Raw genomic sequence first — 21513 nt, 5'->3', positions numbered from 1 at the left:
CGCCCGTATGAAGCGAACAGTGCTCGCCCTCGGCGCATTACTGGTCTGCGTCACCACGACATCCGTTCCCGCACGGGGCGGAACGGCTGTCCTGCCACCGACGATTCCAGCGGTGCGTGAGTGGCATCCCGGAGGTGTCGGCTACACCTTCACGAGCAGCAGCAAAGTGGTCGCGGCCGAGTCTGCACTGGCCGGCCCGGCTCGGCTGCTGGCCGAGGATCTTGCGAAGGTGCTGAACCGGCCGGTCGGCCACGTCACCGGTGGCCCGGCGGCGCCGGGCGACATCGAGCTGCGGCCGGGTACGGCGTCCGGTGGGCCCGAAGGGTATGTGCTGCAGATCGGGCAGGTGCTTGGCGTCGAGGGTGCCGTAGCCGGGGTTCGGCTCGGTACCCGCTCGGTCGTCCAGTTGCTCCGCCAGCAGAGCCGCCTGCCTGGTGGCCAGGTGCGCGACTGGCCGACGTACCAGGAGCGGGGATTCATGGTCGACCTCGGCCGGAAGTACCTGAGTCTCGACTGGCTGCGCACCCAGATCCGCGAGATGGCCTATCTCAAGCTCAACTACCTGCACCTGCATCTGTCCGACGAGCACGGCTTCCGGTTGGAGAGCGCAACCCATCCGGAGATCACCGCCGAGCAGCACTACAGCAAGGCAGAGATCCGGGAGCTGATCGCGTACGCCGGCCAATACGGCATCCAGGTCGTCCCCGAGCTCGACTTCCCTGGGCACATGCAGACGATCCTCGCCGCTCATCCCGAACTGAAGCTGGTCGCGGCGAACGGGCAGGTCCAGCACGGAAACATCGATCTGTCGCAGCCGGCGGCGTACGACCTGATGCGTGACCTGATCACCGAGTTCCTGCCGCTTTTCCCCAGCCGGTACTGGCATATCGGGGCGGACGAGTATGTGCAGAACTTCGCCGAGTACCCACAGCTCGAGCGGTACGCCAAGCAGCGCTACGGGCCGGCGGCCACCGGTCCGGACGCCTATCTCGGCTTTGTGAACTGGGCCGACGAGATCGTCCGGACGGCCGGCAAGACCACGCGGATGTGGAACGACGGCCTCACCCGGACCGGTGGCACGCTGACGGTGAATCCGGCCGTCGTCGTCGAGCACTGGTCGATGAGCGGCCCGACACCGTGGGTCGGCCCAGCGTGGCGCCCGGCCGAACTGGTTGCCGCGGGCCACAAGGTGATGAATGCCTCGATCACGCCGACGTACTACACCGTGGGTGGGCTCGGCGCGCTGCTCAACACCGCGCCGGCGATCATGTACGACACCTGGGACCCTGGCTTGTTCGTCGATGGCAGCAGGTTGCCTGTGGCGGACAATCTGGGCGCCAAGCTGCATCTGTGGTGCGATCAGCCTGATCGGCAGAACGAGCAACAGCTGGCCGCGGAGGTGTATCCGCGGCTGCGCGTGATGGCTCAGCACACGTGGCGAAGTCCCACTCCGCCGCTCTACACCCAGTTCGCCGGGCGGATCAGCGCCGTCGGCGCGGCGCCGAAGTCGTGACCTTCCGAGGTCTTGACCGTATGAATGGCTAAGTGATTTAGTCACTTTGTGACTTACTCAGCCTCCGAGGCGCCGCCCAGCCTGTCCGACCGGTTGACCGAGTCGATTCTCGGCATCATCCGGGACGGCGGGCTGGGCCCCGGTGACGCCATCCCGTCGGCGCGCGAGCTCGCAAAACGCTTCGAGATCACCACGCCGACCATTCGGGAGGCGCTGCGGAAGCTCGAGGCGACCGGAGCGGTCGAGTTCCGGCACGGCTCCGGCACGTACGTCGGCCCGACCATCAACAACGTGGTCCTGGCCAACCCGCACCGCCCGCCGATCACCAAGGAGTCGGTGCTGCAGCTGATCAGCGCACGCCTGGTGATCGAGCCGGCCATCGCTGCTCAGTCGGCCGCCTTGCGGCAGCCCGAGAACTTGGAGCGGCTCGAGGCCGCCGTCACCAACGCGCTCGTCCCGCCCGGCGGGCCCTCCTTCGCGCTGAACTTCCACATCGAGCTGGCGGCCGCCTCTGGGAACCCGCTGCTCACAGAGTTGCTGGCCTCGCTGCTCAAGGTGCGAGTCCGCGAACAGCAGCAGATCCGCGCGCTGTACGACAACCGCACGCGGGACCACGAGGAGCACCTGGCGATCGTGGCGGCCGTGCGTGCGCAGGACTCTGAGCGTGCCGAGCGCCTCACGCGCGAACATCTCGACAACATCCGGGCTGCCGTCGAGTCCGCGGCCGCCTGGGGACAAGCATGAGACTCGCCGAAATGACCACCGACGAAGCCGCCGAGGCGGTCCGCACGGCACCGCTCGTCATCATCCCGGTCGGTGCTCAAGAACAGCACGGCGGCGGTATGGCGATGTCGACCGACACCGTGCGTGCAATCGGAATCGCTGACCGCGTGGCCGAACGGCTGGGCGGGCGAGCAGTCGTGACCCCCGCCGTACCGTATGGCGTTTCTCCGCATCACCTGGCGTTTGCCGGCACCATGTCGTTGTCTCCGGCAACCTTCATGCAGGTGGTGCGGGATCTGATCACCAGCCTGCGATCGCATGGCTGGAAGCAGTTTCTGGTGGTGACCGGGCATGGCGGCAACAACGCTGCGCTGTCCGTGCTCTCCCAGGAGTATCTCCGTGAGGACCTGGTCTTCGCGTGGACGCCGGTCACCGAAGTGGTGTCCGACCTGATTACCGGTGTCAGTGAGGTGCACGGTCACGCTGGGGAGGCCGAGACCGCACAGATGCTGTATTTGGCGCCGGAGTTCGTCTACTCCGACCGTCTGGAGCCGGGAGCCACCACGCTCGACGAGCTCTCTGTCCCGGCCCGGCTGGCCCGTCGCGGTCGGGGGCCGCGCATCTCGGTCGGGTTCGACGAGTACCACAAGCGTGGCGTGCTGGGTGATCCCCGAACCGCCACTGCCGCGGACGGCCGGCTCCTTGTCGAGACCGCCGCCGACCGAATCGCCGCCTTCGCCGACGAGTTGCTCTCGGCCTGACCCCCCGTCGCAGGACCCCAGGCGCGAGCCTGCCCAAAATCCCCTGAGGAGTCACTCCCATGACTTTGACACGCCCACTGAGCAAATCCTTGAGGGCTCTTGCTGCACTCGTGGCGGCGGCCGGCCTGGTGATCGCCGCCACCACGTTGCCCACAGCAACTGCAAGCGCTGCCGGTAAGACGGCCGGTTGTGGCAAGGCCGCGGCCACCGGCGACTACACCGTGGCCAGCGGCGGTCTGACGCGGACCTATCGGCTGCACGTGCCGGACAACTACAAGGCCACCAAGACCTATCCGCTGATCCTGGTCTTCCATGGCCGCGGCAAGACCGGTGCGCAGACCGAGGCGTTCTCCGACCTGTCCAAGCTCGACGCGGTCGTTGCCTACCCCAACGGTGTGCTCGGTGACGAAGCCAAGCAGGCTTGGCAAGGCGCGCCGTACTCGGCCAAGGGCGTCGACGACGTGAAGTTCACCGCCGACCTGCTCGACCAGCTGGAAGACAGCTATTGCGTGGACACCCGCGCGGTCTACGCGACAGGCAAGTCCAACGGCGCTGCCTTCACCGGCATCCTGGCCTGCCAGCTGGCCGACCGGTTCGCGGCGATCGCGCCAGTGGCCGGAGCGTTCTACCTCGAGGGCAAGCGGTGCGCCCCGGGTCGACCGGTACCCGTCCTCGACATCCACGGAACCGGCGACACCACCATCCCGTACGGCGGTGACGGGGAGCGCGACCTTCCCGACGTACAGACGTGGGTTCGGGACTGGACCGTGCGCAACCATTGCGATCAGGACCCGCGTGTGTCACAGCAGGGCGATGACGTCCTGAAGTACACCTACAAGGGGTGCGACGCTGATGTCGTCCACGTCGCGGTGACCGATGGTGGCCACACCTGGCCGGGTTCGGACGCAACATCGGGTCCGGGCTATGTCACCCAGACCTTCGAAGCACATGAGCTGATCGGGAAGTTCTTCAAGGAGCACAGGCGATGAGCACCGCAACCGACACGAAGGAGCTGCCACGCCTGGTCCGGGCGATGGCTGTGATCGAGCGAGCCGGTAACGCGCTACCGCATCCGTTCTGGCTGTTCTGGATCCTGTCCGGGATCCTCGCAGTCGTGAGCGCGATCCTGGCGGCGCTGGACGTCTCGGTGATCTCGCCGAAGGACGGCAAGACGGTCGCGGTCCAGAACCTGCTCTCCGGCGACGGCCTGCAGATGGCCGTCTCCACCGCGATCTCGAACTTCGCCGACTTCCCGCCGATGGCAACCATCGTGGTCGTCATCATGGGTGTCGCGCTGGCCGAGCGGACCGGATTCCTGCAGTCGCTGATGAAGGTCAGCGTCTCCCGCGTCCCGACCTCGATGGTGGTCTTCGCGGTCGCATTCGCCGGGACGATGTCGCACGTCGCATCCGCAGCGGCGTACATCATCCTGGTTCCCCTTGGCGGGCTCGCTTTTCGGGCCGTCGGCAAGTCGCCGATCCTCGGCATCGCGGTCGCCTACACCGCGATCGCCTCCGGGTACGACGCCAGTCCGATCCCGACGCCGAACGACGCGATCTTCGCCGGGATCACCGAGGCCGCGGCCAAGACGATCGATCCGAACGCCTCGATCTCGCCGCTGTCGAACTGGTTCTTCAACATCGCGTCGTCGGTGCTGCTGGCGATCGTCATCACGATCATCACCAAGCTGGTGCTGAGTAAGCGTGACGACCTGGACGCCGATCCGGATGCTCCCGGTGACGACCCGGATGCCTTGGTGCTCTCGGCCCGCGAGCGGACCGGGTTGCGCAGGGCAACGATCGTGTTCGGTCTCGCGGCGGTGGCGATCGTCGCCGTACTGATTCCGCACAACTCGCCGTTGCGCGGTGCGAACGGCAGCATCGTCGAGTCGCCGTTCCTGGATGGGATCGCGATGGTCGTCGCGGTGCTGTTCGGACTGGTCGGCATCACGTACGGCGTGACGGTCAAGGCGATCGAGAAGGGTGCCGACGTACCGCGGCTGATGGGCGAGGGCATCAAGCAGATGGCGCCGGTCCTGGTGCTGTTCTTCGCGATCGCCCAGTTCCTGGCCTACTTCAGCTGGAGCAAGATCGGCGAGCTGCTGTCCGCCGAATCGGCCCGCTGGCTGGGCGATCTCGGGGCGCCGACGATCGTGATCTTCCTCGGCATCCTGGTGCTGCTGACGCTGATCAACATCCTCGTCACCAGCGGTTCGGCGATGTGGTCACTGACCGCGCCGATCCTGGTCCCGATGATGCTGCTGCTGAACGTGCCGGCCGAGACCACGCAGGCGCTCTTCCGGATCGCCGACTCGGGCTCGACCGCCATCACGCCGATGAGCCCGTACTTCGTGATGGCACTGGGCTTCCTGCAGCGCTACCGCAAGGACGCCGGCGTCGGGACATTGGCGTCGTACACGGTGCCGTTGGCGGTCGCGATGACGATCGCCTGGACGGCGCTGTTCCTGCTCTGGTGGGCGCTCGGGATCCCGCTCGGACCCGGGGCTCCCGTCAGGTGAGGGTGACTCCGGCGGCACGCAGGTCGCTCAGGGCCTGCTCCGTGCTGCCGGGGGCCACACCAGCGGTCAGTCCGGTGAGGACCGTCGTACTGAAGCCTTCGACGCGGGCGTCCAGCGCGGTCGCCCGCACGCAGTAGTCGGTGGCGATCCCGCAGACGTCGACCTCGGTAACGCCGCGCTCGCGCAGCCACTCGGCAAGCCCGCGCCCGCCCTCGTGGGACTTGCCCTCGAAGCCCGAGTACGCCGCTTCGTACTCACCCTTGTCGAAGATCGCGTCGAACGGCTGTGGGTCCAGGTTCGGGTGGAAGCTCACCCCGTCCGTGCCGGCCACGCAGTGCCGCGGCCAGGAGTTCACGAAGTCGGGCTCGTCGGAGAAGTGGTCGCCCGGGTCGATGTGATGATCCCGGGTGGCCACGACGTGCGAGTACTGGCGCTCGTCGGGCTCGGACTCGTGCCACTTGTGCACCAGTTCGCCGATCCGGAAGGCGACGTCGGCGCCGCCGCTGACTGCCAGGCTTCCGCCTTCGCAGAAGTCGTTCTGCACGTCCACCACGATCAGTGCGCGAGTCATGTTCCCCACGGTACAAGGCACGACGCGATTACCGGTGGAACAGAGTCATTCGAATCCAGCGGTCAGGGGGTCGCCTGGTCCTGAAGGCCGGCGGGATCCTCCACCGAGGTGATGCGGGTGTGCCGGGATTCGGCCGGTCCGGTCAAGGACAGGTGGGAGGTGACCCGGTAGCGGTCGGCGCGGTAGGAGGCGCGGGTGAACTCGAACGACCGGCCGTTCTGGTCCCGGGTGACCCGCTCGAGGGTGAGGATCGGTGCGCCTTCGACCAGGCCGAGGAGCGCTGCTTCGGTCGCGCCGGCGGCGGCGGCCTCGTGGACCTGGTCGGCCTCGGTCGGGATGACGCCGAACTGCTCGCGCAGCATCGCGTAGAACGAGCCGCTTTCGAGTGCCATGACGTCGATGGACGGGACCATCTCGTCGAGCACGTGGATGGTCTCCAGCGAGATGGCCTCACCATCGACGAGTCGCTGGCGTGCGATCCGCAGTACCGGCGTCCCAGAGGTGACCCGCAGCCGGCTGGCGACCAGAGTCCCGGCCGGTACGACGGAGTGGCTGAGGACGCGACTTGTCCAGGTTCCCGGGGCCGGTGGGTAGGCGGCGCCTCCGGTCGGGGAGGGGCCGCCGACGATCTCCTGCGCGATCTTCGGACTGCCGACGAACATGCCGCGACCGTGCTCGCGGACCAGCCAGCCGTCGCGCACCAGGTCGTCCACCACGGCCCGCAGGGTCGGGCGCGAGATGCCGAGATCGGCGGACAGTTGCCGTTCGGACGGGATGGCCTGCCCGATCGCCCTGGATTCGATCAGGCCGATCAGGTGTTCACGCGCCCGATCGCGCTTGCGGAGATCGAGAGTCACCGCACTCCTCAAGGTCGGTTGGCTGTACACGCGAATGTAGTCGACGAGCATCTTCGCCGGGAGCCGCCACCGATCATGGTGATCGTCACCCTTTGACTCCGGTCAGGGTGACGCCCTCGATGAAGGCCTTCTGGGCGAAGAAGAACAGGATGATGAGCGGCGCCATCACGATCACGGTGGCGGCCATGGTCAGGTTCCACTGCACCGAATGGACGGACTTGAACGATGCCAGACCGATCGAGAGCGTCCACTGATCGGGCATCTCGCTGAGGTAGATCAACGGTCCGTAGTAGTCGTTCCAGGCGTAGAAGAAGGTGAACAGGCCGACGGCGGCCAGGGCCGGTTTCATCATCGGCAGCACGACCCGGAGCAGGACGCGGAGCTCACCACAGCCGTCGATCCGGGCCGCGTCGGCGTAGTCCTCGGGGATCGTGAGCAGGAACTGCCGGAGCAGGAAGATCGAGAAGGCGTCGCCCAGCAGCAGGGGGATGACCAGCGGCCAGATCGAACCGGTCAGGCCGAGGCTGGCCCAGATCAGGTACATCGGGACCACCAGCACCTGGGGCGGCAGCAGCATCATCGCGACCACGAGCAGGAACGCGATGTTGGTACCGCGGAGTTTGTAGCGGGCCAGGGCGTAGGCGGTGGGCACCGCCGACACCAGGGTGAAGATCGTGGCCAGTACGGCGTAGATCACCGTGTTCAGCAGCCATCGGCTCAACGGGGCGGTCCGGAAGACGGTTGCCAGGTTTCCCCACTCCCAGGACTTCGGCCAAAGATCAGGCGTGAGTGCCTGCTCATCGGGCATCACGGCCGTGAGGCCGATGAAGATCAGCGGCATGATGAACGCCGCTGCGATGGCGATCGCGACGCAGTGTGTGGCGACCCAATGGAGCTTGGCGTTCATGAGGTCACCTGCGCGAATCCGGACTTGCGGCGCAGCAGCACCACGGTGAAGGCCAGCGAGATCACGAAGATCACCACGGCCAGCGCGGAGGCGTAGCCCATGTTGTAGCGCTGGAACCCTTGGACGAACAGCCAGTACGGCAAGGTCAATGTCGAGCCTTCTGGGGGTCCGGGCAGCTGGGCCGACGGGGTGATGTCGGCGCTGCCGCTGGCCACCGATCCGGCGACCACGGCCTGAGTGAAGTACTGGATCGCGCCGATCATGCCGGTGACGACCGCGAACAGCAGCACCGGCGAGATGCTCGGCAGCGTCACATGCCGAAACGACTGGGTGCCGGAGGCGCCGTCCAGCGCAGCGGCTTCATAGAGTTCCTTCGGTACGTCGAGCAGTGCCGCGAGCAGGATGATGATGAGGTTTCCGCTGCCCCACAAGGCGAGCAGGACGAGACCGGGTTTGGCCCATGCCGGATCGGTGAACCACAGCGGTCCCTTGATCCCGAAGAAGCCGAGTGCCTGGTTGACAGGCCCGGTCGCAGGGTTGAACAAGAAGACGAACGCGATCGTCGCGGCGACCGGTGGTGCCAGCGACGGCAGGTAGAACAAGGTGCGGAAGAACCCGGCGCCTGACTTGAGTTTGGTGAGCACCTGGGCCGCGCCGAGCGCGAACAGGACCTGCGCCGGCACCATGATCGCGATGAACCAGCCGGTGTTGCGGATCGCCTGCAGGAGATAGGGATCCTTGGTGAACAGGTACTCGTAGTTGCGGAACCCGACCAGCTCGGGCTGGTCCAGCATCGAATACCTCGTGAACGACAGATAGACCGTCATACCGAGTGGATAAAGGAAGAACACCGTCACGCCGATCAGCCACGGGGTGAGGAACAAGAGGGCGGCGATCCGCCGGCGGCGTAGCATCAGGACCCCAATCGGAGGGCGTCGTCGTTCTGCCGGTCCAGCGTGCGCAGGCCCGCGGCGAGGTCAGGAACCTTGCCCTGCTGCCATTTGTCCGCGAACTGACCGAACTGCGCCAGGTAGGCCCCGCCGTCCGAGGTGGCCGGCTGAGACGTGCTGCGAGGGTGCCGGAAGGCGGCGAGGAAGGGTGCGAACTCGGGCTCGCGGGACAGGTCCAACCGCGGCGAATTCAGGGCGGGCAATGTCGTGGGGACGTTGTGCATTGCATCCGCGAAGTGCACCAGCGCTTCGGTGTCGGTCGACAAGAATCGGACCAGCTCCCAGCCGCCTTCGGGATTGGCAGCACCCCTCGGTACGCCGATGATGTTGCCGCCGATGAGACCAGCGCCGTACAGCCCAGGTTTGTTGTCTGCCACCGGGACAGCGGCGGTGCCGTAGTCGACCGGGGCTTCGTCGTTGGTGAGGAACGACGTCCGCCACTCGCCGTCCAGCATCATGGCGATCTTGCCGGTGTTGAACGCGTGCTGGCTGGAGAACTCGTCGGCCAGACCGGCTTTGAACAGCGCCAGTTTCTCGACGCCGAACCAGTCGACCAGGCTCTTCTGCCACTGCAGCATTTCCTGGAAGGCGGGATCGTCGGCGAAGTTCGCCGAGCCGTCCGGCTGCAACCAGGTGGCGCCGAAGGCGGCGGCGAACAGATCGGCGCCGGAGTGGTAGGTGCCGAGGTACGGCACGAAGCCGGCCACCTCGATCGTGCCGTCGGCCGAGAACTTCGTCAGCCTCTTGGTCATCGCGGTGAGTTCGCTGATCGTCTTCGGCGGCTTGGAGTAGCCGGCCGCGGCCAGCAGTTTCTTGTTGTAATACAGGGCATAAGTGTCGGCCAGCAGGGGCATCACGCAGCGCTTGCCCTCGAACTCGGTGTAGGAGCGCACCGCTGCCGGGATCTGCTGCAGATCGACCTTGTCCCGCTGGATCCAGGGACCGAGGTCCTGGAACGCCCCCGTTGCACACCAGGCGCCGACGCTGCTCGCGTTGAACGACAAGGCGGCGTCCGGTGGCTTGCCGCCGCGGATGGCTTGGGTGACCTTGTCGGCGTCCTGCGCGGGCACGGCCTTGACGGTGATGCCCGGGTGCGCAGCCTCGAATCGATCGAGAGCGGCTCGTACCGCCTTGACCTCGTTCGGGTCCTTGAGTGGGTGCCAGAGCGTGATCACCTGCGGATCGCCGGGCTCCTGCCCGCCGACGCTGGGCACACAACCCGCACACACGAGCAGCGCGGCGGCTACTGCGGCCAACGATTTCATATCCACTTCCCGACGCAAATTACCACTTAAGTACCACTCGGATCGGCTGAGTGTGCGCCAGCTTGAGTAGCCAAGTCAAGGATTGATGAGGCTGACCTTCGAGATTCTGCTGAGCTATTGACCACTTATTGTCCACCGTGTCATGGTCCTCGGCACCCGAGTCCGGGCCCTGGTATCCACCGGAGGTGTCATGAGCAGAATCCGCCTGGTTGCTGTGCTCACAGCAGCCGCCATCACCTCGTCGTCGCTGGTCGCGGCGACCGCGAATGCCTACGAATCATCAGCTGTGCGCCCGTTGGCGATCTCCTGGCAGCAGGAGTTCAACGAACCGGCCGGGTCCGGTCCGGATCCAGGTGTCTGGAACTTCGACCTCGGTGGTGAGCCCACGTGGGGCAACGAGGAATGGCAGTACTTCACCGATCGCCCGGAGAATGTCTCGACCGACGGTCAGGGCAACCTGGTGATCAGTGCCCGCAAGGAGCAGCTCGCCGGGATGGAGAACTGTCTGTACGGCACGTGTGACATCACCTCGGGCCGGATCACGACCAAGGGCAAGTTCAGCCAGACCTACGGCACGTTCGAGGCCAGGATCAAGATTCCGGGCGGTCAGGGACTGTGGCCGGCGTTCTGGATGATGGGCTCGAACATCGACCAGGCAGGCTGGCCCGGTAACGGGGAGATCGACGTCATGGAGGTCGTCGGCAAGGAGCCGGGGACGCTCTACGGCACCGCGCATGGCCCCGGCTACCACTCCGAGAACGGGCCGGGTGGGCAGATCAATCTCCCGGCCGGCCAGAACTGGGCCGACGATTTCCACACCTACGCCGTGAACTGGTCGCCCGGTGAAGTGCGGTGGCTGGTCGACGGTCAGGAGTACTTCAGGATCACGCCCGCGAGTCTCCCGGCAGGTGCCAACTGGGTGTTCGATCACGACTTCTACCTGCTGCTGAACCTGTCGGTCGGTGGAGTGTGGCCAGGTCCGCCGGACTCGTCGACACCGTTCCCGGCCGACATGCTGGTCGACTACGTCCGCGTGTACAGCTGACACTTCCCAAAATCTGGTGGTCCCGTCGGGGGCGGCGGGACCACCACTGTCAGGAGTAGGCGCGGACCCAGTCCACCAGCATCTGCGCGGGGAATTCGGTCTCGTCGTCGGGATCGCCGGGCCAGGTGCCACCGACCGCGACATTGAGCAAGAGATAGAAGTTGTGGTCGTAGACCCACTTCTTCCCCTTCGGCAGCGATTCCGGGGTGACGCGGTAGTACTCACGGCCGTCGACGTGCCAGACGATCAGGTTGGGCGACCAGACGATGTCGTACACGTGGAAGTCGTCGGCCCAGGCCTTGCCCTCGGGAAGCGCGCTGGCCTTCGTGGGGCCCTCGGTCGCCGAGTACCCCGGGCCGTGGATGGTGCCGTAGACGTTGCCGGGCTCGCTGCCGACGACCTCCATGATGTCGATCTCGCCGTTGGCCGGCCAGTCGGCCACGTCCTCGTTGTTGCCCATGGCCCAGAATGCCGGCAGTAGGCCCTGGCCGGCCGGAACCTTGATCCTGGCCTCGAACTTGCCGTAGGCCTGGTCGAATTTGTCCGCTGTCGTGATGCGGGCCGAGGTGATGTCGCAGGAGCCGTACTTGCAGTCCTCCATCCCGGGGACCTTCTCCCGCCGGGCGCTGAGGACCAGATTCCCTTCGCCGTCGGTCGCGGCGTTCTCGGCGCGGTCGGTGTAGTACTGCCATTCCTCGTTGCCCCACTGCGGCTCACCGCCGAGCTGGTAGCTCCACTTCGCCGGGTTCGGCTTCGTGCCGGCGGCGTCGTTGAACTCGTCCTGCCAAGTGATCTTCGATGCCGGCTGCGGGGGCGCCGGCTCCTCCTGGTCGTCGCAGCCGGCGGTGAGCAGAGCGGCCGTCGCGATCACGGCTGTCACCAGTACCGCTGCGGGGCGAACTCGTTGCATGGCATCTCCAGTGTGTCAGGGAACTGAAGAGCACCCTGCCACACTGGTAAATAAGTGGTCAAATTGAGATGAAGTGGTCAGGCGACGGCCGCCTGGGGTTCGACGAGTTGGAAGAGACGGTCGAAGACTGCGACCCGGTCGAACTGCAAGGCGTGTGCCCGGGCGCGCTGCTCGGCCTCGGCCCGCTGCTCGCGGGTCCAGTCGCAGATAACCTCGTCGAGCACGATCTGCAGCGTGGCCGGGTCATGCTGCGGCACCAGCAGGGCCGTGTCACCAACAGCCTCCGGTACGCCGCCAGTCGCGCAGGTGATGATCGGTCCGCCACCGGCGAGCGCCTTCTCGACCAGTGCGATCCCGAACGTCTCCACGAACTCGGGCTGCTCGCGGGTCGGCAGCACGAACGCCGCGCTCCCAGCCATCAACGCCGGCTTCTCGGCGTCGTCCACATCGGTCAGCACGCGCACTCGCTCGCCGAGGCCCGCTGCCGCGACCCGTGCCACCACCGCCTCTTCATATGGCCCGCGCCCGGCCAGGACCAGCTGCACGCGCTCGGCTGATCGCGATTTGGCGTAGGCGTCGATGAGGTCGTCGATCCCCTTGGCCGAGGCGATCCGGGACAGGAACAGCACGTACCCGTCGCGTGAAAGTCCGCGCTGAGTAAGGGTTTCGGCGATCCGGTCCTCGGTGAGCGACAGGTAAGGCCATGAGTCGACAGCCGGGTAGGAGATGGCGATGCGCTCCTGGCACTGCTGCGCGAACGTCGTACCGTGCATGTCGTCGAGGGTCGCAGCCGAGGCCACGATCAGGTCCTTGGTGTACTCCGACACCGCCACGCAGTGGTCGGCTTCCAAGTACACCGACAGGATGTGCGCGGCCGCCCCGAATCGGCCGGTGGTGACGCACTCGCGCACCACGTTGGTGATGTCCGAGCCCACCGCCTCGGCGACAGTGGTGACCCGCGCAGGCCCGATCCGGCGCGCCACCTGAACAGCCTCCTGTACGGCGATCGCATGCGGGCTCAGATAGAGCGACATCGCAACGGTCGGCACCCCGTCGCTGAACAGCTCGACCAGCCGCCCGATAAGCCCGGACAGGTAACGCCCATCGGGCACCCGGTAGTCGCCGACGGGATCGGGACGCTCCACGGTGATGCCAGGGCTGTACGGCAGCAAGTGATCGAGTGGCTTGAGCGGCAGCCCGGCCGCCTCCAGCGCATCCAGCGGCCAAGTCACGATCCGCACGTCGTCGAACCCCCGCGTGAGCGCCACCTCTGCGAGGCAGCGGGCCTCGCCGGAGTGTCCGCAGATCACCGGGTCCGCGCGGACCACGATGACCATCCGACGGCTGGGTGTGGACGGAACGAGTGTGTTGTCAGCGAAGTTCATGCCCACCTCCAGTGGTGTGGTCTGATGTCGAGGGTGGCCTGACCCGACCGCCCCAACGGGACGGTTGCGGGCCGAGCTCGATGTGCAGATGGCGGATGTGCCGTAGTTCGCGCCCAGAGATCCAGGGGCGCTCCAGGGCCTTGCCGTCCACCGCGACGGACTGGACGTAGGAGATCGGCCCACCTGGCTCGACCGGCTCGAATCCCGTTGTGGTGATGGACAATTCGCCGTCCGGCAGTCGGCTGGTGGACTCGGCCACAGCCGGTGCGCTCAGCAGGAACAGGTTCTGCCCAGCCACCGGGAACAGCCCGAGCGTCGCCCACACGTACCAGGCAGACAGCCCGCCGGAGTCGTCATTGCCCGGCAGCCCACCCCGGCCGGTGCCGAACTGGTTGGCGATCGCGGCATGGACGACCTCGGCGGTCCGGTCCGGCCGTCCGGCGTAGTGATACGACCAAGGCGCTTCGTAGTCCGGCTCGTTGTTCAACCCCTCGAACCGGCTCAGCTCGTAGCCGGCATTCATCTCGGCCACACTCGGCGCCACCCCCGGCTGCGTGACCGGTACGGCGTCGTACCCGAAGAACTTGTCGAGTAGTCCCACGAACGCTTGGTCTCCGCCGGCTAGCGCGATCCGGGCGCGCATGTCGTGCAGCAGCCGGAAGGAGTAGTTCCAGCGACCGCCCTCGTAGAACGTCGAGTCGCGCAGCAGACCGGTCGCCGGATCGTACGCCGCCTGCCAGCCCTGCGCGTGGTCGCGCATCTGCTTGGCCAGCGTCCGGTCGCGCACCTTGCGGGCAATCGCCGCGGTGCAGTGATAGGCGTACGCCAGGTCGAGGGTGTGACTGATCGGATGCGCGACCCCGTGCACCAGGTAGTCCTCGCCGTACGTCCGGTGCAGGTCCATCTCCAGGTGCACCATGGCCCAGTCCCAGTCGATACCCGGCAGATCGAGTTGGCACAGGTCGGCCAGGAAGGTGTGCGCGAGCGCGCTGCCTTGCCGGGAGAACCGGTCCGCGCCCTTGGCCATCCGATAGCCGATCGGCAGGTTGCCCTCCTGCTCGGCGATCGACAGCATCGCGCCGGCCAGTGCGATCGAACGCTCCGGGAAGAACGTGGTCATCAGCGGCAGTTGGGTGCGGTAGATGTCCCACATGGTGCAGATGTCGAACGCGTACGGGCCCGCGGTCGTCCATGACGGGCTCTCGTCCGGGGCGAAGCACGGTTTGAGCAGCGAGTGATAAAGCGCGGTGCCGAAAACGGTTGCCTGGTCGTCGGAGTCCGCCTTGATCGACACTTTGCCGAGGTGGTCGCGCCAGGTGGCGGCGGTTTCGTCGCGCCGTGCGCTGAAAGTCACCTGCTCGCGGCCGACATCGGCGTACAGGTTGTTGCGCGCCTGCTCGCACCCGCGCAGCGAGAACCCGAGTCGCACCTCGACGGTCTGCTCGGCGCGGGACTGGCCCATGAACATCAGCCCGAATGGCCGCAGGGTGGTCGGGCGGATGTAGTCGAAGTCGAGGCGGGTGCCGCCGGGCATCAGGCGCCGGTCGTACCAGAGCAGCTGCCGCCAGTCGGGGGCGTCGACCTCCAGATGCACGGCCAGCGGCACGCCCTCGACGTGGATCTCGCCTTGCGCCACCCCGGGCTCCAGCATCGCCAGATGCGCCTTCAGCGGCACCGTCCGGCCGTGCGGGATGGCGAGCCCGCCGGTCGAGGCGTCGATGACGATCCGGGCAGCGTCGTTCGCCGGGAAGGTGTACCGGTGGACGGCCGATTTGGGGCCGACCGTCAGCTCGCAGTGCACCCCCGAGCTCAGCGTCGCCGAGTAGTAGCCGGGCTCGGCCACTTCATCCAGCAGATCCCAGTTGGTGCCCAGATCGTCGAGCGGGCCGAGCATCGGCGTCACCCGGAAGTAGTTGTAGTACTTGCGGATCGCGCCCGTACCGGACTGCTGGAAGTGGGTGAACCCCGAGGCGACCGGGCGGTCGTACAACTGCTTGGGCACGCCCTCCGTATTGAAGTCGTACAGTCCGTAGCCGGTAGGGTAGGCCCCCGAATACGGGCAGGCCGACACCATCCCGAACGGATGCATGGCGCCTGGATGCGTGTTCCCGACCTGCGGCTTGGGCCACCACCAGGTCGCGGCCAGTCCCTGCGGCGCAGGCAGGTCCGTGGCACCGGTTCCAATGAACGGGTCAACGTACTCGTACATCGGCACACCGCCTCACCAGGCTGACAGGGCTCTCAAGGTAAGAAGCGCATGTTTCAGCTGCGGTAACTGCAGGAGACGCGCAGGTTACGACCGGGACCGGCGGCTGCCGGTCACGCCTTGGTGTGCAGGACCCCGTCGGACCAGATGTACTTCGTGCCACCCCAGTGCGCGGCCGAGGCGACATCGGGGAAGAAGCCGCTGCCGTTGAGGTTCGCGCTCGTGTTGCACAGAACGGGGATACCGCTGAGCTCTGCGTAGGCGGCGAGGATGCGGCTGGTGGCGCTGTTCGCGCTCTGGTCGATCGTCTGCAGCCGGGCGCTGCCGTCGAGATGCATGACCGCGGGAATCCGGTCGACCCAGTCGGCGCGCACGTGGTGCTCGAACAGCATGTAGGGATCGGCGCCGCCGGGGGTGAAGACCTCCTCGGCCCGTTCGGTCAGACAGATCGGAGCGACCGGACGGTAGAAGGCCCGATCCTTGATCACGTTCAGCTGGTCCTTCGTGGCGGCGCTGGTGGCCGGCGCCAAGATGCTCCGGTTGCCGAGTGCACGCGGGCCGATCTCCGCCCGGCCCGACAACACCACGACCGGCTCGCCCTCGGCGTGCAGGAGGGCGGCCAGCTGACTTTCGTCGTACGGGCGGCTTGTCCAGCCGCTGGGTAGTTCGGACTGGACCAGTTGCGGTCCGCTGTACACATCCCATCGCAGCGCAGCATGTTGGCCGGTCCGGAACAGCTCGCACGCGGCGGTGCCGATCGCAGCACCCGCGTCGTTCGGGAACGGCGGCACCCAGATCTCCTGGAACAGGCCGCTGTTGCGCAGCAAGCTGTTCCACTTGATGTTCAGTGCGCAGCCGCCCGCGATCGCAAGCTGTGGGCGCTGTCCGGGGAAGCGGCGTCGCAGCAAGGTGGCCAGAGCGTCAAGCAGTCGGTGCCCGAGGTAGGCCTGGAAGGTGGCGATCAGGTCTGCGTTCGACAGGCCAGGCAGCAGTTGGTCGCGGTTGGCTGCGATCTTCGCGCCGAGGGTGCGCGCGGTCTCGAGCTCGATCCGGGAGAACCCGGCCAGCAGCTCGTCGAAGACCTTGAATGCGGACTCCTCGACCTTGCCGAGCGCGGCGTAGGCCATCGCCTTACCGGCGATCGACAGGTGGTACCGAACGGTTTCGTCCTCGGTCAGGTCGGACGTGTCGCGCCAGAACGGTTCGAATTGACCGCTGAAGTCACCGAAGCTGTTGCCGGTGATCGGCAGCAGTGGCGCCAGCGCGGTGACCGTGCGGGTCCGGTTGCCGACGTGGTAGAGCCGCGGCACCATGCCGCCGTCCCAGACCAGGACGAGCGAGTCCTCACCCCGGACCGCGAACGGGCTGGAGACGTAGGCGCCCATCACATGGTTACTCACATGGTGGTAGCTCACGTATCCCTCGGCCGCGCCGCCGAAGTTGTGACCGTCGAACAGGTGCGGATGCAGCGGGCCGTCCGTGCCATCGAGGTAGGGCGCGACCGGCAGCTCGAATGCTCGACCCGCCAGCCCGGTCTGGATGGCAGTACCGCCTCCGGCTCCTTCGGTCCACCAGCCGTCGACCACGAACCGGTCGATGTCGGCCGGCTTCAGCCCTTCGGTCGCCAGGATCTCGGTGATCAGTTCGAGCCGGCCGAGCGCGCTGTACCGCGGCGCGTTCGCCAGCTTCTCGATCTCGGTACTGAAGAGCAGCCGGTCACCGTCGACGACCGCCACCCCGCCGTCGTGCGAGGCCTTGATTCCACAGATCAGCAAGGGTCCGCTGTACCTTTCCCGTAGTAACCGGCCACGCCCGCCGGCGTTGGTCGTCGATAGAGCTCCCGAACCGGGAGCCCTGGGAAGCCTGCTGCCTTCAAGGCCAGCCCCAGTTTGGTTGCCAGCAAGGAGTTGCCGCCAAGCTCGAAGAAGTCGTCAGTTGGTTCGACCGGCTCCCCGAGTAGCTCACTCCACACCCCGCAAATCACTTGTACGGCGTCCTGCTGCGGACCGTCCGATGCCGCCAGGACCGGGACCGGGGCTGAGCGGGGGAGTGCGGCGAGCGTCGCCACGTCCAGTTTGCCGTTGGTTGTCAGTGGCAACTGATCGACGCGCGTGATCGTTGCCGGGAGCATGTAATCCGGCAGGATGCCGGCGGCCCGGCGGCGAATCGCGAGCGGATCATCGCTCGTCACGACGAAGGACAGTAAGCGACCACCGGCCACGATGACAGCAGCTGCGGTCACCTGTGGATCCTGCAGCAGGACAGCGGAGATCTCGCCGAGTTCGACCCGGTGGCCGCGGATGCTGACCTGATCGTCGATCCGGCCAAGATGCTCGAGCCGACCGTCCGGCAGCAGCCGCCCGAGGTCGCCGCTGCGGTAGTAGCGTTGACCGGTGGGGTCGGTAACGAACCGTTGGGCGGTCAGCTCGTCGCGGCAGTAGTAGCCCTGGCTGACGCCCACACCGCCGACCCAGATCTCGCCCGGTACGCCGATCGGCACGATCCGGCCTGCGGGGTCGCGCACCACCACCGACCAACCAGGCAACGGTTTCCCAACAGCGCGTGAGCCGGTCAATGCGCTGTGCCTGGTCAGCTCCTCGGCCGTCACATGCACCGTGGTCTCGGTGATCCCGAACATGTTGACCAGTCGGCAGACCGACTCCGGCCGCGCATCGAACCAGCCCAGCAGCAGGCGCGGATCGAGAGATTCGCCACCGAAGATCACCAACCGCACATCCAGCTCGCCTGGATCACCGGCCAATTGCCCGAAGGCGGTCGGCGTCTGGTTGAGCACGGTCACGCGCTCGTTGCGAAGCAGCGCGAAGAACTCGTCCGGCGAACGTGCGGTCAGTGGTGACACCACCACTAACCGCCCACCGGTCATGAGGCAGCCCCAGATCTCCCACACCGAGAAGTCGAAAGCCACCGAGTGAAATTGTGTCCAGGTATCACCCGGTCCGAGTGCAAACCCCCGTGTCGCCTCAACCAGGCTCAGCACCGACCGATGCCCGACCACAACCCCCTTGGGCCGCCCGGTCGACCCCGAGGTGTAGATCAGGTACGCCGGATCGTCGGCTTTCGCCCCGAACTCCGGACGAGGAGTCTTCTGCGTGAAGCCGAGAAGGTCGTGAGGGTGAATCGTCGTGTGTCCGGGGAAGGACTGGGTCGTGACAACTGCTGACAGCTCGGCGTCATCGGCTGTGTAGTGCAGGCGGTCGGCCGGATAGTCGGGGTCCATCGGGACATAGGCGGCGCCGGCCTTGAGGATGCCGAGCAGGATGGCAATCAGCTCAGCCGACCGCGGCAGGCAGACACCAACCCGCGCCCGCCGCGCGACCCCTCGAGCCTGCAACCCCGCACAGACCCGCGTGCTGAGCTCGTCGAGCTCCCGGTAGCTCAGCGTGACACTTTCGAACGAAACCGCCGGCGCCTCAGGATGCTCGGCAGTCCGCTCCGCGATCGCCTCCGGAATGGTTGCCCAACGCAAAGATGGCAACGTCCGGCCGGCACCGAGCTCAACAACCGCGGCCTCTTCAGCCGCGGTCAGCAACTGCAGGTCGCCCACCGACCGGGCCGTCCGCAGCTGCCCGAACACCGTCGGCAGATGGCGCGCAAACATCTCAGCCAGCGCAGCATCACTCGACCGCACCCGAGCCACCAACCGATCCCCAGGTCCGCGGCTCACCTGCACAGTCACCGCAAACCCAGTAACCATTCCGGGCTCATAGTCCGCACCCACAGCCAGTCCGGTATCAAGCTGCACGACAATCGCCGCGCGACGATCCGGCACCGAGCGGGCGAACAGCTCATCAACTTTCCGGTCGTCGTCGATGCTGAAGGCGACCGTTTCGAGGGCGGCGCCGACTACCGCGAGCACGACCTCGGTCAGGCCGTCGTACCGGGCCAGCGTCACGGCGACCGCGGCGAGGACTGCCGCGTCGATGTCGCCGTCGGGCAGCGGGCCGAGGTCGACGTCGCCGCTCAGACCTAAGCCGGGTTGGGCAGTGGCAAGAGCGTGGAGGGCGGGGCTGTCGAGGTGGGAGCGGGCAGTGGTGAGGATCAGGTCGGCGCCATCCAGGTAGGTGGCGAGAAGCGCGCGCTGGACTTGACCGGGCGCGAGCGGTCGGCGAAGTTCGCGGGTTCGCCAGGCTAGCGCGTCGGCGCGGACGGTGGGGATGGTCTCGTGCCAGACCGGGGCTAGAGACAACGGTGCGGTCGGATCGACAGGGACCGCGATCGCGTGGGTGCCTTGGGCCGCGGTGGTCACCGGGTGCTGAACCCGCCGTCCACGGTGACCACGGAGCCGGTCACCTGCCGGGATTCGTCGGAGGCCAGCCAGACTGTGGTGGCGGCGACATCCTCCGGCTCGACCAGGGCGTTGGTGGGTTGTTCCGCGGCGAAGATCTGTTCGTGTTCGGCGGCGTCGATGCCCAGACTGTCCGCGATCGCCGCGAGCATCCGGCCTTCAACCCAGTCGCTGTCCCGGACCGAGCCTGGACAGACGGCGTTCACACGGACCTTCAGTGGCGCCAGATCCAGCGCGGCTGCTTTGGTCAACCCGATCAGACCGTGCTTGGCGGTCACGTATCCCGCGAAGTTCCGATAGCCCACCAGCCCCGCGGTCGACGAGATGTTGACGATGCTGCCCGCGCGCTGCGCCACCATCACCGGCGCCACCGCGCTCAGCATCCGCCAGGCGCCGTTCAGGTTGATGTCCAGCATCAGGCTCCAGTCGGCCTCGGTCACCTCGTGCACCGGTCTCCCGGACGGAGCAGCGATCCCAGCGTTGTTGATCAGTACGTCGAGATGCCCGAACCGCTCGACCGCCGCCGCGACCACCTCATCAACGCGGACCCGGTCGCGGACGTCGACCTGCTGTACGAGAACCGACACCCCGTGCTCACGGCAGAGCCGCGCGGTGTGCTCCAACTGACTCGCCGTGCCGAGGGGATACGGGACCCCGGGCACGTCACCGGCAACATCAGCCAGCACGACGTCGGCGCCCTCAGCTGCCAGCGCGACCGCACAAGCTCGCCCCAGACCTCGGGCAGCCCCGGTGACAAGTGCGACCTTCTGATCGAGCCTCATCACCCGGTACGGCGCTGCCGGCCGTGGGCGGTGTCGATCAGACCCCCGACAACCTCGAAGGCGGCCGGTGGATCCTCGGTCAGGTACATGTGCCCACCAGGCGTCGAGGCGAGCTCGAACGACGAGGAGGTCGCGTCCTTCCAGCCACTGGCCTGATCGGCTGAGACCAGCGCGTCCTCAGCACCGAGAACGGCCGTGATCGGCGCCGAGATCCGCGCAGCAGGCTCAGCCCGATAGGCCTCGTGCATCTCCACATCGGCCCGCAACGTCGGCAAAATCAGCTCTCGCAACTCCGGGTCGCTGAGGGCCGGGTGGTCGTAGCCGGCCAGCTTGCGAACCTGAGCGACGAACTCGTCGTCCGACAATCCCGTCGCGCGGTCCACCCGGACCGACCACGGATCGGCCGAGCCGCTGACCAGCAGTTGCCGCAGGGTGTAGTGCCCGTCGGCCTCGATCCGCCGCGCGAGCTCGAAGGCGAGGATCGCGCCGAGACTGTGCCCGAAGAGCACCACGTCACCACCGGCCACCTTGCCGGCCAGTTCGTCGGCCAACGCATTGGTCGCGGCACTGATCGTCGTACAGGGTTTGTCGTCGATCAGGTTCTCGCGGCCCGGGAGCTGGAGGGCGCGGACGTCGAGGTCCTTGCGCAGCCGGCGCCACGGGCTGAAGACACTGGCTCCGGCACCGGCGAACGGCAGGCAGACCAACGTGACGTGGTTCATCACCAGCGGAGTCTCCAGGTCGTCGGGCGGAGCGGACGGGCCGAGCATATGCCGGTCGAGGTTCACCGTTTCGTGACCTCCGGCCGGATTAC

The 21513-nt window shown here is 66.8% G+C and carries 18 protein-coding genes; 6 read left to right on the top strand and 12 right to left on the bottom strand.

The window, feature by feature from the left end:
• Positions 1-7: 7 nt before the first annotated feature.
• From E1263_RS08030 to E1263_RS08010, 5 genes are read left to right on the top strand one after another with little or no spacing between them, the layout of a single operon-like run.
• On the top strand, positions 8-1513 hold the full coding sequence (locus E1263_RS08030) for a beta-N-acetylhexosaminidase (protein WP_132166548.1): 1506 nt from the start codon (positions 8-10) through the stop codon (positions 1511-1513).
• Positions 1514-1561: 48 nt separating this feature from the next.
• Positions 1562-2257 (top strand): FadR/GntR family transcriptional regulator, encoded by a 696-nt coding sequence (locus tag E1263_RS08025; RefSeq protein WP_132166547.1) that lies wholly within the window; start codon positions 1562-1564, stop codon positions 2255-2257.
• Between the two features lie 11 nt (positions 2258-2268).
• Positions 2269-2997 carry a creatininase family protein gene (locus E1263_RS08020; protein WP_132166546.1) on the top strand — a complete coding sequence of 243 codons (729 nt, stop codon included), beginning with the start codon at positions 2269-2271 and terminating at the stop codon, positions 2995-2997.
• A 59-nt stretch (positions 2998-3056) separates the two neighbouring features.
• Positions 3057-3986, top strand: a complete 930-nt coding sequence (locus E1263_RS08015) for a CE1 family esterase (protein ID WP_132166545.1) — start codon at positions 3057-3059, stop codon at positions 3984-3986.
• Complete coding sequence (locus tag E1263_RS08010) at positions 3983-5515, top strand: AbgT family transporter (RefSeq protein WP_132166544.1); 1533 nt, start codon at positions 3983-3985, stop codon at positions 5513-5515. The genes E1263_RS08015 and E1263_RS08010 overlap by 4 nt, the downstream gene beginning before the upstream one ends.
• Here the strand turns inward: E1263_RS08010 and E1263_RS08005 are convergent.
• The 5 genes from E1263_RS08005 to E1263_RS07985 form a co-directional block, all read right to left on the bottom strand.
• On the bottom strand, positions 5508-6086 hold the full coding sequence (locus tag E1263_RS08005; RefSeq protein WP_132166543.1) for a nicotinamidase: 579 nt from the start codon (positions 6084-6086) through the stop codon (positions 5508-5510). The genes E1263_RS08010 and E1263_RS08005 overlap by 8 nt on opposite strands.
• Before the next feature lie 62 nt (positions 6087-6148).
• Positions 6149-6943: a GntR family transcriptional regulator gene (locus tag E1263_RS08000; RefSeq protein WP_202868777.1), complete on the bottom strand. Its 795-nt coding sequence runs from the start codon at positions 6941-6943 to the stop codon at positions 6149-6151.
• Between the two features lie 85 nt (positions 6944-7028).
• Entirely contained in the window at positions 7029-7850 is an 822-nt protein-coding gene (locus E1263_RS07995) for a carbohydrate ABC transporter permease (protein ID WP_132166541.1), read from the bottom strand.
• The gene (locus E1263_RS07990; protein WP_132166540.1) at positions 7847-8764 is read right to left on the bottom strand and encodes a carbohydrate ABC transporter permease; all 918 of its coding nucleotides are present in this window, start codon (positions 8762-8764) and stop codon (positions 7847-7849) included. Before E1263_RS07990 ends, E1263_RS07995 begins: the two co-directional genes overlap by 4 nt.
• Positions 8764-10065, bottom strand: a complete 1302-nt coding sequence (locus E1263_RS07985) for an ABC transporter substrate-binding protein (RefSeq protein ID WP_132166539.1) — start codon at positions 10063-10065, stop codon at positions 8764-8766. Before E1263_RS07985 ends, E1263_RS07990 begins: the two co-directional genes overlap by 1 nt.
• A gap of 190 nt (positions 10066-10255) precedes the next feature.
• On the opposite strand from E1263_RS07985, the gene E1263_RS07980 reads away from it, so the two are divergent.
• The gene (locus E1263_RS07980) at positions 10256-11110 is read left to right on the top strand and encodes a glycoside hydrolase family 16 protein (RefSeq protein ID WP_132166538.1); all 855 of its coding nucleotides are present in this window, start codon (positions 10256-10258) and stop codon (positions 11108-11110) included.
• Between the two features lie 49 nt (positions 11111-11159).
• Here the strand turns inward: E1263_RS07980 and E1263_RS07975 are convergent, their stop codons facing one another.
• The 7 genes from E1263_RS07975 to E1263_RS07945 form a co-directional block, all read right to left on the bottom strand.
• The gene (locus tag E1263_RS07975; RefSeq protein ID WP_132166537.1) at positions 11160-12020 is read right to left on the bottom strand and encodes a glycoside hydrolase family 16 protein; all 861 of its coding nucleotides are present in this window, start codon (positions 12018-12020) and stop codon (positions 11160-11162) included.
• 77 nt (positions 12021-12097) lie between these two features.
• A complete protein-coding gene (locus tag E1263_RS07970) occupies positions 12098-13405 on the bottom strand; it encodes a glycosyltransferase (RefSeq protein WP_132166536.1) in 1308 nt (435 codons plus the stop codon).
• Entirely contained in the window at positions 13392-15614 is a 2223-nt protein-coding gene (locus E1263_RS07965) for a glycoside hydrolase domain-containing protein (RefSeq protein ID WP_132166535.1), read from the bottom strand. Before E1263_RS07965 ends, E1263_RS07970 begins: the two co-directional genes overlap by 14 nt.
• A gap of 110 nt (positions 15615-15724) precedes the next feature.
• A complete protein-coding gene (locus tag E1263_RS07960) occupies positions 15725-17386 on the bottom strand; it encodes a carbamoyltransferase N-terminal domain-containing protein (protein ID WP_132166534.1) in 1662 nt (553 codons plus the stop codon).
• Positions 17380-19878 carry a non-ribosomal peptide synthetase gene (locus E1263_RS07955; protein ID WP_132166533.1) on the bottom strand — a complete coding sequence of 833 codons (2499 nt, stop codon included), beginning with the start codon at positions 19876-19878 and terminating at the stop codon, positions 17380-17382. The genes E1263_RS07960 and E1263_RS07955 overlap by 7 nt, the downstream gene beginning before the upstream one ends.
• Positions 19875-20699 carry an SDR family oxidoreductase gene (locus E1263_RS07950; protein ID WP_132166532.1) on the bottom strand — a complete coding sequence of 275 codons (825 nt, stop codon included), beginning with the start codon at positions 20697-20699 and terminating at the stop codon, positions 19875-19877. The genes E1263_RS07955 and E1263_RS07950 overlap by 4 nt, the downstream gene beginning before the upstream one ends.
• Complete coding sequence (locus E1263_RS07945) at positions 20699-21487, bottom strand: thioesterase II family protein (protein WP_202868776.1); 789 nt, start codon at positions 21485-21487, stop codon at positions 20699-20701. The genes E1263_RS07950 and E1263_RS07945 overlap by 1 nt, the downstream gene beginning before the upstream one ends.
• Between the last annotated feature and the right edge of the window lie 26 nt (positions 21488-21513).

It is taken from the genome of Kribbella antibiotica (assembly GCF_004349055.1).
GTDB lineage: Bacteria > Actinomycetota > Actinomycetes > Propionibacteriales > Kribbellaceae > Kribbella > Kribbella antibiotica.
This window is presented reverse-complemented; position numbering and strand designations above follow the sequence as displayed.